Origin of the sequence: Streptomyces sp. SudanB5_2050 (assembly GCF_964272335.1) — a bacterium.
Lineage (GTDB): Bacteria > Actinomycetota > Actinomycetes > Streptomycetales > Streptomycetaceae > Streptomyces > Streptomyces rochei.
The window spans coordinates 6,397,792-6,413,104 of the sequence record NZ_OZ186760.1 but is presented as its reverse complement, the minus strand read 5'-3'; the positions used below and the strand labels follow the sequence as shown (position 1 = coordinate 6,413,104).

19 protein-coding genes are annotated in these 15,313 nt (G+C 72.5%); 6 read left to right on the top strand and 13 right to left on the bottom strand.

The genetic code is table 11. The features are described 5' to 3' along the window. Positions 1 to 31: 31 nt before the first annotated feature. Positions 32 to 2,422 carry an excinuclease ABC subunit UvrA gene (locus ACFZP7_RS28385; protein WP_046251463.1) on the bottom strand — a complete coding sequence of 797 codons (2,391 nt, stop codon included), beginning with the start codon at positions 2,420 to 2,422 and terminating at the stop codon, positions 32 to 34. 70 nt (positions 2,423 to 2,492) lie between these two features. Then, a complete protein-coding gene (locus tag ACFZP7_RS28380) occupies positions 2,493 to 2,636 on the bottom strand; it encodes a hypothetical protein (RefSeq protein WP_019328669.1) in 144 nt (47 codons plus the stop codon). A gap of 200 nt (positions 2,637 to 2,836) precedes the next feature. On the opposite strand from ACFZP7_RS28380, the gene ACFZP7_RS28375 reads away from it, so the two are divergent. Together ACFZP7_RS28375 and ACFZP7_RS28370 are read left to right on the top strand one after the other, a co-directional pair. Further along, a complete protein-coding gene (locus tag ACFZP7_RS28375) occupies positions 2,837 to 3,244 on the top strand; it encodes a DUF2795 domain-containing protein (protein ID WP_019328668.1) in 408 nt (135 codons plus the stop codon). A 121-nt stretch (positions 3,245 to 3,365) separates the two neighbouring features. Beyond that, entirely contained in the window at positions 3,366 to 3,908 is a 543-nt protein-coding gene (locus ACFZP7_RS28370; RefSeq protein WP_385636586.1) for a type 1 glutamine amidotransferase domain-containing protein, read from the top strand. A 276-nt stretch (positions 3,909 to 4,184) separates the two neighbouring features. Here ACFZP7_RS28370 and ACFZP7_RS28365 read toward each other — a convergent pair whose 3' ends face one another. Next, positions 4,185 to 4,463: a DUF6158 family protein gene (locus ACFZP7_RS28365; RefSeq protein ID WP_029394035.1), complete on the bottom strand. Its 279-nt coding sequence runs from the start codon at positions 4,461 to 4,463 to the stop codon at positions 4,185 to 4,187. Positions 4,464 to 4,525: 62 nt separating this feature from the next. Between ACFZP7_RS28365 and ACFZP7_RS28360 the strand changes: the two genes are divergently transcribed. Then, entirely contained in the window at positions 4,526 to 5,647 is a 1,122-nt protein-coding gene (locus ACFZP7_RS28360) for a Vms1/Ankzf1 family peptidyl-tRNA hydrolase (protein ID WP_031017940.1), read from the top strand. Between the two features lie 12 nt (positions 5,648 to 5,659). Here the strand turns inward: ACFZP7_RS28360 and ACFZP7_RS28355 are convergent, their stop codons facing one another. Beyond that, positions 5,660 to 7,279, bottom strand: a complete 1,620-nt coding sequence (locus ACFZP7_RS28355; RefSeq protein ID WP_385636584.1) for an ABC-F family ATP-binding cassette domain-containing protein — start codon at positions 7,277 to 7,279, stop codon at positions 5,660 to 5,662. A 109-nt stretch (positions 7,280 to 7,388) separates the two neighbouring features. Between ACFZP7_RS28355 and ACFZP7_RS28350 the strand changes: the two genes are divergently transcribed. The 3 genes from ACFZP7_RS28350 to ACFZP7_RS28340 all read left to right on the top strand — a co-directional run bounded on the left by ACFZP7_RS28350 (position 7,389) and on the right by ACFZP7_RS28340 (position 10,077). After that, positions 7,389 to 8,894, top strand: a complete 1,506-nt coding sequence (locus tag ACFZP7_RS28350; RefSeq protein WP_385636581.1) for a bifunctional phosphatase PAP2/diacylglycerol kinase family protein — start codon at positions 7,389 to 7,391, stop codon at positions 8,892 to 8,894. 136 nt (positions 8,895 to 9,030) lie between these two features. Next, complete coding sequence (locus tag ACFZP7_RS28345) at positions 9,031 to 9,870, top strand: class I SAM-dependent methyltransferase (protein ID WP_385636578.1); 840 nt, start codon at positions 9,031 to 9,033, stop codon at positions 9,868 to 9,870. Between the two features lie 36 nt (positions 9,871 to 9,906). After that, positions 9,907 to 10,077 (top strand): hypothetical protein, encoded by a 171-nt coding sequence (locus ACFZP7_RS28340; RefSeq protein WP_019328661.1) that lies wholly within the window; start codon positions 9,907 to 9,909, stop codon positions 10,075 to 10,077. 71 nt (positions 10,078 to 10,148) lie between these two features. Here ACFZP7_RS28340 and ACFZP7_RS28335 read toward each other — a convergent pair whose 3' ends face one another. Genes ACFZP7_RS28335 through ACFZP7_RS28295 form a run of 9 tightly spaced genes read right to left on the bottom strand, consistent with a single transcriptional unit; the run spans position 10,149 to position 15,224 of the window. Beyond that, positions 10,149 to 10,433 carry a gas vesicle protein K gene (locus ACFZP7_RS28335; protein WP_019328660.1) on the bottom strand — a complete coding sequence of 95 codons (285 nt, stop codon included), beginning with the start codon at positions 10,431 to 10,433 and terminating at the stop codon, positions 10,149 to 10,151. Positions 10,434 to 10,438: 5 nt separating this feature from the next. Further along, positions 10,439 to 10,621: a gas vesicle protein gene (locus tag ACFZP7_RS28330; protein ID WP_003972471.1), complete on the bottom strand. Its 183-nt coding sequence runs from the start codon at positions 10,619 to 10,621 to the stop codon at positions 10,439 to 10,441. Further along, complete coding sequence (locus tag ACFZP7_RS28325) at positions 10,618 to 11,397, bottom strand: GvpL/GvpF family gas vesicle protein (RefSeq protein WP_385636575.1); 780 nt, start codon at positions 11,395 to 11,397, stop codon at positions 10,618 to 10,620. The genes ACFZP7_RS28330 and ACFZP7_RS28325 overlap by 4 nt, the downstream gene beginning before the upstream one ends. After that, positions 11,394 to 11,720: a gas vesicle protein gene (locus tag ACFZP7_RS28320; RefSeq protein ID WP_019328658.1), complete on the bottom strand. Its 327-nt coding sequence runs from the start codon at positions 11,718 to 11,720 to the stop codon at positions 11,394 to 11,396. Before ACFZP7_RS28320 ends, ACFZP7_RS28325 begins: the two co-directional genes overlap by 4 nt. Then, complete coding sequence (locus ACFZP7_RS28315) at positions 11,717 to 13,048, bottom strand: SRPBCC family protein (protein WP_385636573.1); 1,332 nt, start codon at positions 13,046 to 13,048, stop codon at positions 11,717 to 11,719. Before ACFZP7_RS28315 ends, ACFZP7_RS28320 begins: the two co-directional genes overlap by 4 nt. Continuing rightward, positions 13,045 to 13,752, bottom strand: a complete 708-nt coding sequence (locus tag ACFZP7_RS28310; protein WP_385636570.1) for a DNA primase — start codon at positions 13,750 to 13,752, stop codon at positions 13,045 to 13,047. Before ACFZP7_RS28310 ends, ACFZP7_RS28315 begins: the two co-directional genes overlap by 4 nt. Beyond that, a complete protein-coding gene (locus ACFZP7_RS28305) occupies positions 13,749 to 14,012 on the bottom strand; it encodes a gas vesicle protein GvpG (RefSeq protein WP_019328654.1) in 264 nt (87 codons plus the stop codon). Before ACFZP7_RS28305 ends, ACFZP7_RS28310 begins: the two co-directional genes overlap by 4 nt. A 4-nt stretch (positions 14,013 to 14,016) precedes the next feature. Next, positions 14,017 to 14,790 (bottom strand): GvpL/GvpF family gas vesicle protein, encoded by a 774-nt coding sequence (locus tag ACFZP7_RS28300; RefSeq protein WP_019328653.1) that lies wholly within the window; start codon positions 14,788 to 14,790, stop codon positions 14,017 to 14,019. Beyond that, positions 14,787 to 15,224: a gas vesicle structural protein GvpA gene (locus ACFZP7_RS28295; RefSeq protein ID WP_029394031.1), complete on the bottom strand. Its 438-nt coding sequence runs from the start codon at positions 15,222 to 15,224 to the stop codon at positions 14,787 to 14,789. Before ACFZP7_RS28295 ends, ACFZP7_RS28300 begins: the two co-directional genes overlap by 4 nt. Between the last annotated feature and the right edge of the window lie 89 nt (positions 15,225 to 15,313).

Below are 15,313 nucleotides of genomic sequence, written 5' to 3'. Positions count from 1 at the left end.
TCGGGTACGGCGCCGCGGGAGGTGGGCCGGGTCAGGCGCCGACGTAGGCCGCGAGGTGCTCGCCGGTGAGGGTGGAGCGGTCGGCGACGAGGTCGGCGGGGGTGCCCTCGAAGACGATCCGGCCGCCGTCGTGGCCGGCGCCGGGACCGAGGTCGATGATCCAGTCGGCGTGGGCCATGACCGCCTGGTGGTGCTCGATGACGATGACCGACTTGCCGGCGTCGACCAGGCGGTCGAGCAGGCCGAGCAGTTGCTCGACGTCGGCGAGGTGCAGTCCGGTGGTGGGCTCGTCGAGGACGTACACGCCGCCCTTCTCGCCCATGTGCGTGGCCAGCTTCAGCCGCTGCCGCTCGCCGCCGGAGAGGGTGGTGAGCGGCTGGCCGAGGGTGAGGTAGCCGAGGCCGACGTCGGCGAGGCGCTGAAGGATCTTGTGCGCGGCCGGCGTGCGCGCCTCACCCGTGCCGAAGAACTCCTCCGCCTGGGCCACCGACATCGCGAGCACCTCGCTGATGTCCCGGCCGCCGAACCGGTACTCCAGCACCGAGGGCTGGAACCGCTTGCCCTCGCAGTCCTCGCAGGGGCTCGCGACGCCGGCCATCATGGCCAGGTCGGTGTAGATGACACCGGCGCCGTTGCAGGTGGGGCAGGCGCCCTCGGAGTTGGCGCTGAACAGGGCCGGCTTGACGCCGTTGGCCTTGGCGAAAGCCTTGCGGATCGGGTCGAGGAGTCCGGTGTACGTCGCCGGATTGCTGCGCCGGGAGCCCTTGATGGGGCTCTGGTCGACGGCGATCACGTCCGCGCCGGCCGGAACCGAGCCGTGGATCAGCGAGCTCTTGCCGGAGCCCGCCACGCCGGTGACGACGCAGAGCACGCCGAGCGGGATGTCGACGTCGACGTCCTGGAGGTTGTGGGTGTTCGCGCCGCGGATCTCCAGTGCGCCGGTGGGCTCGCGCACCGTCTCCTTGAGCGCGGCCCGGTCGTCGAGGTGGCGTCCGGTGACGGTGCCGGCGGACCGCAGGTCCTCGACGGTGCCCTCGAAGCAGACGGTGCCGCCCGCCGTGCCGGCGCCGGGGCCGAGGTCGACGACGTGGTCGGCGATGGCGATCGCCTCCGGCTTGTGCTCGACGACGAGCACCGTGTTGCCCTTGTCCCGCAGGCGCAGCAGCAGGTCGTTCATCCGCTGGATGTCGTGCGGGTGCAGGCCGATGGTGGGCTCGTCGAAGACGTACGTCGTGTCGGTGAGCGAGGAGCCGAGGTGGCGGATCATCTTGACGCGCTGGGCCTCGCCGCCCGACAGCGTGCCCGCCGGACGGTCCAGGGAGAGGTAGCCGAGGCCGATCTCCACGAACGAGTCGAGGGTGTCCCGCAGGGCGGTGAGCAGCGGCGCCACCGACGGCTCGTCGAGGGTGCGGACCCATTCGGCGAGGTCGCGGATCTCCATGGCGCAGGCGTCGGCGATGGAGATCTTGCCGATCCTGGACGACCTGGCGCCCTCGCTGAGCCGGGTGCCGTCGCACTCGGGGCAGGTGGTGAAGGTGACGGCCCGCTCCACGAACGCCCGGATGTGGGGCTGCATCGCCTCCTTGTCCTTGGACAGGAACGACTTCTGGATCTTGGGGATCAGTCCCTCGTAGGTGAGGTTGACGCCGTTCACCTTGACCTTGACCGGCTCGCCGTAGAGGAAGTCGCGCAGTTCCTTCTCGGTGTACTCGCGGATCGGCTTGTCCGGGTCGACGAAGCCGGACTGGGCGTAGACCTGCACGGTCCACTGGCTGTCCGACTTCCAGCCGGGGATGGTGAAGGCACCCTCGGCGAGCGACTTGGAGTCGTCGTAGAGCTGGGTGAGGTCGATGTCGGAGACCTTGCCCCGGCCCTCGCAGTTGGTGCACATGCCGCCGGTGCGCTCGTAGGTGGCCTTCACCGCCTTCTTGTTGCCGCGCTCGACGGTGATCGCGCCGCTGGCCCGGACGGACGCGGTGTTGAAGGAGTACGCGCTGGGCGGGCCGATGTGCGGGTCGCCGAGCCGGCTGAAGAGGATGCGCAGCATGGCGTTGGCGTCGGTGGCGGTGCCGACGGTGGAGCGGGGGTCGGCGCCCATCCGCTGCTGGTCGACGATGATCGCGGTGGTCAGGCCGTCGAGGACGTCGACCTCGGGGCGGGCCAGGGTCGGCATGAAGCCCTGCACGAAGGCGCTGTAGGTCTCGTTGATCAGCCGCTGGGACTCGGCGGCGATGGTGTTGAACACCAGGGAGCTCTTGCCCGAACCGGAGACTCCGGTGAAGACGGTCAGCCGGCGCTTGGGGATCTCGATGCTGACGTCCTTGAGGTTGTTCTCGCGGGCGCCGTGCACACGGATCATGTCGTGGCCGTCGGCCGGGTGCGCTGCGGCCGTTCTCCGGTCCGTCCTCTTGGCGCTGCTCATCGTCTCTCCATCCGTCGGGCGGGTCGGCAGGGGCCACGGTAGACGGGGTGGAGCCGGCGTCGCTTCTCGATTACTGATCCGTGCGGTCGGCCGGTTCGGCACCGTCGGCCGGCGGTGGCACGGTGCCCGGCAGCACCAGTTCCTCGTAGCGGCCGAGGGCCAGCACCACGCCGAGCATGAGGACCGGAACGCACACAGCGAGCAGCACCGCCATGATCCGTCCTTCCCGAGGAGGAGGGGCGTGGGGGGTGGTGATGCCGACCGGGTTCCCCGCCCCGGGCGACCGAACCCGGCGTGCCCACGTGAGCACGCACCGTGTCGTCGGGAATCGGTACGGACCCGTCCGGGTGAATCCGTGTCGGTCCGTGGTGGCCGGGTACGCGGTCGGCACCCCCGAAGGATCTGGAGGGAGACATGCAGCGAGGCAGCGACCGGATGAGCGTCCACCGCGACGACGAGATGAAGCACGAACTGCAGGGCCTGCTCCGGTCCGGGCACCCCACTCGCACCGAGGAGTGGCACGACCCGGAACCGGCCGCGGAGGACGACCCCGACGTCATGTACGGTCCGGTCACGCCGGGCCGCGGCCCGACCTATCTGGAGGCCCTCCGGCTCGAACTGGCCCGCAACCTGACCCGCGGCACCTTCCCCGCCGGCCCGCGGGAGCTGACCCGGGCGCTGCGCCGCGGCAACGCACCCGACGCGCTCGTCGAAGGACTGGAACGGCTGCCGCACAAGGCGCGCTACGACAACGTCCAGGAACTGGCGGTGGCCCTGACCGAGAGCGGCGGCTCCGGACCCGCCGGGTCACGGGGCGCGTAGCCGCCGGGCAGGGCGGCCCCGGCCGCCGGCCGCGTGCGGTCCGGTGGCCTTCGAAGACCGAATGACGCACGCGTACCGGGCGGCGACACCGGCCCGGCACGCGGAAAGGAATCACGACCACATGCGCATCGCATTTCTGACCGCGCCCGAGGGCGTGGAACAGGTCGAACTGACCGAACCGTGGCAGGCCGCGAAGGACGCGGGGCACGAGCCCGTGCTGGTCTCCACGCAGTCCGGCGAGATCCAGGGCTTCAACCACCTGGACAAGGCGGACACCTTCCCGGTGGACGAGGTGGTGGGCGACACGTCGGCCGACTCGTTCGGCGGGCTGGTCCTGCCCGGCGGGGTGGCCAACCCGGACTTCCTGCGGACCGACGAGAAGGCCGTGGCCTTCGTCAGGGACTTCTTCGACCAGGGGCGCCCGGTGGCCGCCATCTGCCACGCGCCGTGGACACTCGTCGAGGCCGACGTCGTACGCGGCCGGGTGCTCACGTCGTGGCCGAGCCTGCGGACCGATCTGCGCAACGCCGGCGCCACCTGGGTGGACGAACAGGTCAAGGTCTGCGACCACGGCGACAACGTGCTGGTCACCAGCCGCAAGCCGGACGACCTCAAGGCGTTCTGCGAGACCTTCCTGGCGGAGTTCGCCAAGGCGGCGGGCTGAGCGGCCCAGCCGTCACCGCCAGAGCCCGGCTCCTCCCGCGCGCCCCGACCCGCGCCGGAGGGGCCGGGTTCCGGCGTTCACGCGGGGGCTGCGCGTACAGGGGTTCCGGCGCGGGCGTGTGCGCACCGGACGGACCGGGTCCGGCCGCCCGGCGTCGGCCTGCACCCGGCGTCGGCCCGCGCGCCCGCGCCCGGCCGCCTCTACGCCTCACGGCGGCCGAGCCGTGAGGCGTAGAGGCGGCCGGCGGGGCGCCGGCCACGGCGCGACCCGGCGGGCTCAGGCGCCGGGGGTCGCCGACTCCCCGCAGCCCCGCCCCCGGGCGCCCTCACGGGTGCGGCCCGCCGCCACCGGGCGCCGTGGATTGCGGCGCAGCCACTCCCCCTCCAGCTGCGCCATGCGCTCGTTGTGGGCCCGCAGCGCGTCGTTCGACCCGTAGAGCAGGGTGTCGTGACGCGTGCGGTGGATGGTCTCCAGCTCCTTCATCAACTGCTGGTCGTCCAGGCGACCCGGGTCCACTCCGGTCATGGTGCCGTCCCGCGTGTCGTGTTCGTTCATGCGGGCCGGGTACCCGCCCCCGAGCACTACCACCCCCGAGCGGCACCCGGGAGGGAGCCACCATGGATCTCGCGTTTCTGCACCCCCTCTACGAACATCAGGGCCCCTGGGCCTCCGTGTACGTGGATCTGTCCCGGCACACCGAGGACACCCCTCACGAGCGTGAGCTGACGGCCGCCGCCGTGGCCCGGGAGCTGGCGGAGCAGGGCGCGGACGACGCCACCTGCCGGGCCGTGCGGGAGGCGGTGGAGGAGTTGCGCCACGCCACCGACCCGCACGGCCGCGCGCTGTTCGCGTGCGGCGGGCGGGTGGTGCTCGATCCGCGCCTGGCCCGGCCCCCGTACGGCGGGACCACCGCGGACTGGGCGCCGCTGCCGCACGTCACGCCGCTGCTGGACCTGGCCGGCGAGGACCCGGTGTGCGTGGTGGCGTACATCGACCGCAAGGGCGCCGACTTCGAGCTGCGCAGCGCGCTGGGCAGCTCGGACGCGGGCGGCGTCACGGGCCGGCAGTGGCCGGTGCACCGCACCAGCAGCGTCGACTGGTCGGAGCGCCACTTCCAGCTGCGGGTGGAGAACACCTGGGAGCACAACGCGGCCGAGATCGCGGACGCGCTCGCCGTGTGCCAGGAGGAGACGGGCGCGGACCTGCTGATCCTGGTGGGCGATGACCGGGAGCGGCGGTCGGTGCACGAGCGGCTGCCGAAGCGGCTGCAGGACCGGATCGCCGAGGCTTCGCGCGGCGCCGGCAGCAGGCTGCTGGACGACGAGGTGGAGCGGTTGCGCGCGGACCACGTGCGCTCGCGCGCCCGGGAGGACCTGGACCGCTTCCTGGCTGCCCGCACCCCGGACGGTGAGGGCCGGGCCGGGGCGGCGGAGGGGGTGCCCGCGCTGGTCGAGGCCGCCCGGGAGCACCGCATCGACGAGCTGCTGGTCATCCCGGACGCGCCCGACACCCACCGCGAGGTGTGGGTCGGTGAGGACGCCGACCAGCTCGCGGTGCGGCGCACCGAGCTGAAGACGCTCGGCGAGCAGAACTCCTGGTCGGCCCGGGCCGACGACGCCCTGCTCCGCTCCGCGGTGATGACCGGCGCCCCGGCGGTCTCGGTGACCTCGGCGCTGCCGTCCAGGTCGGACCGGGACGCGCCGGTGGGCGGTCTGGGCGCGCTGCTGCGTTGGAAGTGATCCCCGCGGGCGTCAGCGGGCCCGCTCGACCCGCCGTTCGTCCCAGACCGGCTCCGGCGTCTCGCGGACGTGTCCGTCGCTGCCGAAGACGAGGTACCGGTCGAAGGAGCGGGCGAACCAGCGGTCGTGGGTGACCGCGAGGACCGTTCCCTCGAAGCCCTCCAGGCCCTCCTGGAGGGCTTCGGCCGATTCCAGGTCGAGGTTGTCCGTCGGCTCGTCGAGCAGCAGGGCGGTGACGCCCTCCAGTTCCAGCAGGAGGATCTGGAAGCGGGCCTGCTGGCCGCCGGAGAGGCGGTCGAAGGTCTGCTCGGCCTGCTGGGTCAGCTCGTAGCGGCGCAGCCTGGACATGGCGGCGCCGCGGTCCTGGGAGTGTTCGGTCCACAGGATGTCCAGCAGGGTGCGGCCCAGCAGCTCGGGGTGGGCGTGGGTCTGCGCGAAGTGTCCGGGCACCACGCGCGCGCCGAGCTTCCAGCGTCCGGTGTGGGCCACGTCGTCGCCGGCCAGCAGCCGCAGGAAGTGCGACTTGCCGGAGCCGTTGGAGCCGAGGACGGCGACCCGTTCGCCGTAGAAGACCTCCAGGTCGAAGGGTTTCATCAGGCCGGTCAGCTCCAGCCGCTCGCAGGTGACGGCGCGCACTCCGGTACGGCCGCCCTTCAGGCGCATCCGGATGTCCTGCTCGCGCGGCGGCTCGGGCGGCGGGCCGGCCTCCTCGAACTTGCGCAGCCGGGTCTGGGCGGCGCGGTAGCGGGACGCCATGTCGTCGCTCACGCCGGCCGCCTGGCGCAGTGTGAGCACCAGCTTCTTGAGCTGCGCGTGCTTCTCGTCCCAGCGGCGGCGCAGTTCCTCGAAGCGGGCGAAGCGCTCGCGCCGGGCCTCGTGGAAGGTGGCGAAGCCGCCGCCGTGCATCCAGGCGTCGGCGCCCGCGGGGCCCGGCTCGACGGAGACGATCTTCTGAGCCGCCCGGGCGAGGAGTTCCCGGTCGTGGGAGACGAAGAGCACCGTCTTGCGGGTCTCCGCCAGCCGTTCCTCCAGCCAGCGCTTGCCGGGCACGTCGAGGTAGTTGTCCGGCTCGTCGAGCAGCAGCACCTCGTCGGTGCCGCGCAGCAGGGCCTCCAGCACGAGCCGCTTCTGCTCGCCGCCGGACAGGGTGCTCACCTGTCGCCACTGGGCCTTCTCGTAGGGCACGCCCAGTGCGGCCGTGGTGCAGATGTCCCAGAGGGTCTCGGCCTCGTAGCCCTGTGCCTCGGCCCAGTCGGCGAGGGCCTGCGCGTAGCGCATCTGGGCGGCCTCGTCGTCGACCGTCATGATCGCGTGCTCGGCGGCGTCGACGGCGCGGGCGGCCTCGCGGATGCGGGGCGGGGCCACGGAGACCAGCAGGTCGCGCACGGTCGTCTCGTCCCGGACGGAGCCCACGAACTGCCGCATCACCCCGAGGCCGCCGCCGACGGTGACGGTGCCGCCGTGCGGCTTCAGCTCCCCGGCGAGCAGGCGGAGCAGGGTGGTCTTGCCCGCCCCGTTGGGTCCGACGAGGGCGACGACCGCCCCCTCGCCCACCCGGAAGGAGACGTCGCCCAGCAGGGCCCTCCCGTCGGGGAGGTAGTACTCCAGGTGCGCGGCTTCGAGATGACCCATGGGACCGGATTCTCCGGTCCCGGGCGCGCCCGGGGCAAACTCTTTTGCCCGGGCCGGGCGTGGGAAGCGCCACTCGCAGGAAACGCCGTCGGGAGGGTAGGCGGTGGGCATGAGCCCCGACGTAGACCTCACCGCCCCGACGCCCGGCCCGCACCCGGTCCGCGACGGTTTCCTGAGACTGGACCAGCGGGTGTTCGAGGCCGTCGCCGCCCGCACCTGGCCCGGCGCCGACCCCCTGCTGCCCCGGCTGAGCCGCAGCGCCAACCACGGCGTGCTCTGGTTCGGGGCGGCCGCCGCCCTGGCCGCGTCCCGCACTCCCCGGGCCCGCCGGGCCGCCGCCCGCGGCCTGGCCTCGCTGGGACTGGCCTCGCTGACCATCAACACCCTGGGCAAGCGCTCGGTCCGCCGTGCGCGTCCCGTGCTGGACCCGGTACCGCTGGTCCGGCAGCTGAAGCGGCAGCCGATCACCACGTCCTTCCCGTCGGGGCACGCCGCGTCGGCCGCCGCCTTCGCGACCGGCGTCGCGCTGGAGTCGCCGGCGTGGGGTGCGGCGGTGGCCCCGGTGGCCGCCGCGGTCGCCCTCTCCCGCGTGTACACCGGCGTCCACTTCCCGAGCGACGTGGCGGCGGGTGCGGCGCTCGGGGTGGGCGCCGCGTTCGCCGTACGGGGCATGGTGCCCACGCGCGCCCAGCACATGCCGCCGGCCCGGCCGCGCGCCGAGGTGCCGGCGCTGCCCCGGGGCGAGGGACTGGTGATGGTCGCCAACGTGGCCTCCGGCACCTCGGACCGGGTGCGGGCGCTGTGCGACGCGCTGCCCGACGCGGAGGTCGTCGAGTGCGACCCGAAGGACGTCCGGGCGGAGCTGGAGCGGGCCGCGGACCACGCCCGGGTGCTCGGCGTGTGCGGCGGCGACGGCACCGTCAACGCCGCCGCCGAGGTCGCCCTGCGCCATGGGCTGCCGCTGGCCGTGCTGCCCGGCGGCACGCTCAACCACTTCGCCTACGACCTCGGCGTCGAGGACGCCCGGGACCTGTGCCGGGCCCTGGAGGGCGGTGAGGGCGTACGGGTGGACGTGGGCCGGTTCGCCTCCGGCGGGCGGCGCGGCATCTTCCTGAACACCTTCAGCCTGGGTGTGTACCCCGAGCTGGTCAACGAGCGGGAGCGCTGGTCGTCGCGGATCGGCGGCTGGCCCGCCGGGGTGCTCGCGGCGGTGCGGGTGCTGCGCGCCGACCGGCATCCGCTGGAGGCGGAGGTGCGGGGCCGCCGGCGGCCGCTGTGGATGCTCTTCGCGGGCAACGGCACCTATCACCGCAGGGGCATCGCCTCCGGGCGCCGCCTCGACCTGGCGGACGGGCAACTGGACGTGCGGGTGGTGCACGGTGGTCGACGGCCCGCCCTGCGGCTGCTGTCCGCGGCGCTCGCCGGACCGCTGACGCGCTCCCCCGCCCACGCCGCGGTGCAGGTCTCCCGGCTGAGGCTGTCCGGCGTCGCGCCCGGCACGCTGATGGCGTACGACGGCGAACTCACCGAGACCGAGGGCGACCTGACGCTGGAGAAGCTGCCCGAGGCGCTCACGGTGTACCGCCCGCTGCCCGGCGACGGGTTCCTGCGCTGACGCCGAGTCGTCCGACGGCGCGCCCGACCGTTCCCTGACGCCACGTCAGTTCATTATGCGATACGCGCATCTCATCATCCGGCATCCGGGCGTACGGTGACCCCACCGTTCGGGAGAGCCGGAAGAGGGGCCCAGCATGCCGAAGCCGCAGGAGACCGCCGTCTACACGCACGGGCACCACGAGTCGGTGCTGCGCTCGCACACCTGGCGCACCGCCGCCAACAGCGCGGCGTACCTGCTCGGGTCGCTCAAGCCCCACATGAAGATCCTGGACATCGGCTGCGGGCCCGGCACCATCACCGCCGACCTGGCCGAACTCGTCCCGGACGGGCACGTCACCGGCGTGGACCGGGCCCCGGAGATCGTGGAGCGGGCACGGGCCACGGCCGCCGGACGCGGGCTCGGCAACACCGACTTCGCGGTCGCGGACGTGCACGCGCTGGACTACCCGGACGACACCTTCTGCGTGGTCCACGCCCACCAGGTGCTCCAGCACGTGGGCGACCCGGTCCAGGCCCTGCGCGAGATGCGCAGGGTGGCGAAGCCGGGCGGAATCGTCGCCGTCCGCGACTCCGACTACGGCGCGATGACCTGGTACCCCGCCTCCCCGGGCCTGGACGGCTGGCTGGACCTGTACCGACGGGTGGCCCGTGCCAACGGCGGCGAGCCGGACGCCGGACGGCGGCTGAGGTCCTGGGCGCTGGAGGCCGGGTTCACGGACATCACGGCGACCTCCGCCACCTGGACCTTCGCCACCCCCGAGGAGCGGAAGTGGTGGAGCGGCCTGTGGGCGGACCGCACCGTGGCGTCGGCGTACGCGCGACTGGCCACCGAGGGCGGCCACGCGACGGCGGAGGGGCTGCGGACCGTCTCGGCCGCCTGGCGGGAATGGGGCGCGCGGCCGGACGGCTGGTTCAGTGTGCTGCACGGAGAAATCCTGTGCCGAAAGGAATCCCGTCCCGTGCCTGAACGGTGAATAACGGGAAACCAGTACGACAGGAGGTTCGACGTTATGGTTCCGCTTCTGCTCGTACTGCTTCTCGCAATCGTTCTTTTCGGCGCCGGATTCGCCGTGAAGATTCTCTGGTGGATTGCCTTGGCAGTCCTGGTCCTGTGGCTGGTGGGCTTCCTCGCCCGCGGGACGACGGCCGGCGGCGGAAGGGGCCGCTGGTACAGGTGGTGAACGAGGTGTGACGAGGCCGCTGCCCCGGGAGTCGGACTCCCGGGGCAGCGGCCTTTCCGGCTCCGGAAGGTTCACTCCCGGGGCAGCAGCGGACCCAGCGGCCCGAGGTCCAGGTTGAGGTCCTCGGGCCGCAGTCCGTAGCGGTCGCGCAGTTCGGTCATGCGGTCGTCCAGGAGCATCAGGGTGAGCCCGATCCGCTCCTCCTGCTCCTCGCTCAGGTCGCCCTCGTCGACGCGGCGCAGCGCCTGGCGCTCCATGAGCTGGCGCAGCAGCTCCACCACGGTCAGCACCAGCTTGATCAGATCGCGCTCGACGGTGTCGGGCTCCAGGTCGAGGTGCTTGCGGGGTTCGCTCACGTCGATCAGTCTCCGAACGGGGACGGGACGTTGCGGTTGACCGAGCTGATCAGCGCGTTGAGGTCGATGCGGACCAGATCGACGTCGGCGATGCGCAGCGTGACGTCGCCGGTGATGACGACGCCGCCGGCCAGCAGCCGGTCGAGCAGGTCCACCAGGGCGATCTCACGGCGTTCGACGACGGTCATGCTCCCTCCCCCGTTCCTTCCTCGCCGGCGAACGAATAGGCGGCCCACGGGCCGGTGAGTTCCACCCGAATTCCGGGGGCGTCGTCCTTCGTCCGGTCCACCATTTCCACGAATTCCTCGGAGACGTCGCGCCGCACCAAATAGGCGGCGTTGAGGACGTTCCGTCCGGCGGCACCGGAGAGGCCGGGATTCTGCGGCGGGTGCAGCCGTGCGTCGTCGGCTCGGCCCGAGAGGGTCTCGTGCAGGCGGTTCGCGAACTCCTCGGCCCTGCTCCACAGGTCGTCGCTCGCCCGCGTCTGCCGGCGCCGCTGCCGCAGGTAGTCCCGGCCCGTGGCGGGCTTCGGGGCGGGCTCCGCCCGGCCGGCGGCCTGGTCGGTGCCCGACTCGACGTAGATCTTGACGCCCCATTCCACGCGCCCTTCGAGGCGGTCGAGGATGCGCCGGAAGGACTCCTCCCTTTCCTCCATCATCGTGCGCACCCCGCTGTCGTCCCGGAAGACGGTGGCCAGCCGGAGCGGCAGCGGGGTGGTGACGACCGTGAGCGCGTCGATGACCTGCTGGTGGGCGCGGGCGGTCCCGGCGAGCCAGTCCAGGTCCTCCAGGTGCGCGCGCAGCGCCTCCTCGCTGAAGTCGGCCTCCGGGACGTGGCTGACGACGGCGACCAGGCCGCCGTGAGGCAGCAGCCTGGGCGGGTCGCCCGCCACCCCGGTCAGCTGGGACTGGAGGGCCGCGCCGAAGGGCCGGCAGACGGCGTAGACGTACCGCAGTCCGGTCACGGTGCCTCCCTAGGAACGCGGCCCGGGTCCAGTTCGCGCAGTCGTTCGCGCAGTGCGGCGTTCTCCCGGGTCAGCTCGTCGTGCCGGGCGCGCGACGAGAGCGCGGGGTCGCTCTCCCACCAGTCGATGCCCATCTCCTTGGCCTTGTCGACGGAGGCGACGACGAGGCGCAGCTTGATCGTGAGCAGCTCGATGTCGAGGAGGTTGATCCGGATGTCACCCGCGATCACGACTCCCTTGTCGAGCACGCGCTCCAGGATGTCGGCGAGGTTGGCGCTCTGTCCCTGGCCGTAGGGATCGGGCAGCCGGCCGGGCGTGGTCATCGACGGCTCCCGCGATCGGCGTCCTCGTAGTCGTCACGGGGCGCGTACTCGTCCTCGGCGTCGGCGTCGGCGGCCTCCTCGTCGTCCTCCTCCTCGTAGCCGCCCTCGGGCTCGGGCTCCTCGTCGTACTCGTCCTCGGGCTCGTCCTCTGCCTCGGGCTCGTCCTCGGGCTCGTCCTCTGCCTTGGGCTCGTCCTCGTACTCGGCCTCGGGGTCCTCCTCGTCGTCCTCGTCCTGGGGCGGCTCCTCGTCGTACTCGCCCTCGGGCTCCTCCTCGTACTCGCCCTCGGGGCCCTCCTCGTCCTCGGCCCGCTCCTCGTCGTCGGACCGCTCCTCGTCGTCGGACCGCTCCTCGTCGTCGGGCCGCTCCTCGTCGTCGGGCCGCTCCTCGTCCTCGGGCCGCTCCTCGTCCTCGGGCCGCTCCTCCGCCTCGGAGTTCTCTTCCTCCTGCTCCTGCGCGAGGGCGTCCTCGTGGCTCCGGACGACCTCGCCGTCGCGGATCTCGCCGCGCCAGCCGTCGTCGGCCTCGCCCTTGAGGGTGATGTGCCGGACGTAGTTCTTGAGGTCGAGCCGGGCCCGGCGGCCCTGGGCGCGCCAGAGGTTGCCGGTCTTCTCGAAGAATCCCTTGGGGTAGTACTCGATGACCAGGATCACCCGGGTCAGGCTGTCGGCGAGCTTGTGGAAGCTGACGACGCCCTTGGTGGTGCCCTTGGCGCCCTCCGACGTCCAGGAGATCCGGTCGTCGGGGACCTGCTCGGTGGTCTTCGCCTTCCAGCTGCGGTTGGACCAGAAGACCTTCAGCTGCCAGTCGGAGGACGTGTCGTCGGCGCGGTTCGCGCTCTTGACGCCCTTGGCGAAGGTGCTGAAGTCCTGGTACTGGGTCCACTGGTCGTAGGCCGTGCGCAGGGGCACCCCGACGTCGACGTACTCGATGATGACCGTCGGCTTCTGACCGCCGCCGCCCTTCTTCCGGCCCTTGCCGCCGACGAGGTCCTTGAAGGCGCCGGCCACGTTGTCCTTGACCTTGCCCGCGCCCACCTCGAAGGCGGCGCGCATCGGGCTCTTGCCCTCGGCCAGCTTGCGTCCGCCGTCGAGGGCGAGCTTGGCGAATCCGGGGCTGTTGCCCTCGGCGATGTCGTTGAGCTTGCCCGTGGTCTCGCCGAGCTTGGTGCCGACGCCGGTCAGCAGCCGTGTGACCTGTGCGGCGAGGTAGTCCTGCACCTCCGCCTTCAGGCGGTCGGCCGCCTCGCTCTGCGCCACGTCCGCCAGCGGGTTCTTCCTGGCGGCCTTGCCGGCCGTGGAGGCCGCGGACCCGAGGGTGTCGCTCATCGCTCACCACCGCCCTTCGACTGCCGGTCACCGGCGGCCCCGCGGGCCGCGTTCCTGGCCCCGGCGGTCTTCTTGCCGGCCGCCTTGCGAGCGGGCTGGGCCCGCTTGGCGGCCGTCTTCTTCGCCGCGGTCCTGGCCGCGGTCTTCTTCGCGGGCGCCTTCTTGGCCGCCTTGCGTGCCGGGGCCGGGGCCTTCCTCGCCGCCCGTTCCCGCCGCTCGTCGCCCTCGTCGCGCCCCTCGTCCTCGTCGCGCCGGTCGCGCTCTTCGGGCTCGTCGCGCTCTTCGGGCTCGTCGTCGTGATCGCCGTACTCCTCCCGCGGCTCCGGGTCCTCCGAGGCCCCGGAGCCGCGGGAGTCGTCCGGCCCCACGCCGGGCGCCTTCGACGCGGCGCCGGAGAGCTGGTCGCGGACCTGCGCCGTGCGGCCGTGCAGACGGTCGGCGAGCGCGTCGATCTGCCGCTCGACCAGCGCGCCCGAGGCCGCCTTGCCGACGCCCCGCAGGTCGGTGCGCAGCTGGTCCCCGATCTCCTTGAACTGGGGGTTGTTCTGCAGCTGCGAGCCGACCAGTTCCGCGATGCCCTTCGGCGTCAGGTTCATCTTCTTGCCGGCCACCATGGTGCCGACGGCCACCGCGAGTTTCAGCTTCTTCGTGCGTCCCAGCAGATATCCGGCCCCCACCGCGAGGCCCATCCCGACTCGGTTCATGGTGCCGTACCGTTGCCCAATCCCGCGCTCGCGCGCGTTGCCGTCTCCAGCCGGTCCAGAAGCTCGTCCTCCTGCCGGTCGAACTCCTCCTCGGTGATCTCTCCGGCCTCCAGCCGCTCCTCCAGACGGGCCAGTTCGGCTCGGACCGTGGCGGGGTCGTAGTAGATCCGCTCGGCCTCGTTCAACACCTGTCTGATGGCCCAGGCGCTGCCGCGCACCGGGGCGAACGGCAGCAGCAGGACCTCCGAGATCAGACCCACGTCCTCACTCCGTTCCGACGTCCGTTCCGCCGGCCGCGGTCCCCGCGGGCTCGGCCGGGCCGGGCTCGACGAAGCTGTACGGCGGCAGCGGTCCGTTCACCCGCACCTCCAGGTGCGGCATGTCCGCGCGGACCCGTTCCACCGCGGCCAGGAACTCCTCGGCCGACTCCCGGTTCACCAGGAACGACACGTTGGCCAGCCAGCCGGTGGACTCGGGGCCCGTGCTCACGGCGTCGGCCGCCGGCTCCAGCGCGCGCTCCAGCGCGGCGGCGTCGTCGGCCTCCTTGTCCTTGACCGCGGCGGCGACCATCTCGCCGAGCCGGATCTTGTCCTCGTAGCTTCCGCCGCCCTGCCGGCGGTTGGACTCGGCCAGGGCGCGGATCTCCGGGTTCCCGGCCATCACGTGGTGCAGGACGGCCTCCTCCACGTGATTGGCCTTGATGTTGTACTCCACCCGGCCGTCGAGGGCGCCGAGGCGCTCCTCGTAGTGCTCCGCGCGCTCGGCGAGCACCGCGGTGACCGCGTCGTCGTCCGGGGCCACGCTCCCGAAGCGCATGGGCAGGACGCAGCCCGACCCGCCCACCTCGCTCAGCACGTTCTGATGGGCGAGGAGTTCCCTGCGCTTGGGACGCAGCCCCTCGGGCGCGTCGCTGACCACGGCGGCCAGCCCGCCCTGCTTCAGCACGCGCACCGGGCCCGGGGGATCACCGACGCCGGTCAGTCCCTCCGGGACGGAGGGGTGCGAGACGGCCGTGATGCCGTAGACGTACGTGCTCACTCCTGCTCCTCCTTCCGGCGCGAGGACGTGGTCTTGCGGGCGCGCGGACGGGACTCGGTCTCGCGCTCGGAGCCGCTCCCCTCACGGGCCTGCTTGAACGCGTCGGAGATCGTCTCGGCGGCGCCGGACAGCGCCCCCTTGGACTTGCCGCGGGCGCCGGACTCGGTCATCTCACCGACCAGGTCGGGCAGCCCCGGGTCCTTGCGGGGCCCGGCCTCCAGGTCGAGCCGGTTGCACGCCTCGGCGAAGCGCAGATACGTGTCGACGCTGGCGACGACGACACGGACGTCGATCTTCAGGATCTCGATACCGACCAGGGAGACGCGCACGAATGCGTCGATGACGAGCCCCCTGTCCAGGACAAGCTCAAGCACGTCGTAAAGGCCGCTGCTGCCGCCTCCACCGCCGGTCTGTTGTGCCGGTACGACAGTCATGCCAGCTGTTCCTCCTCGTATGCGTGGATGTGTGTCGCGTGGATGTGTGTGGTGTGCGGTTCTCGTCCGTGGTGCGGTCGCGCGGGTGC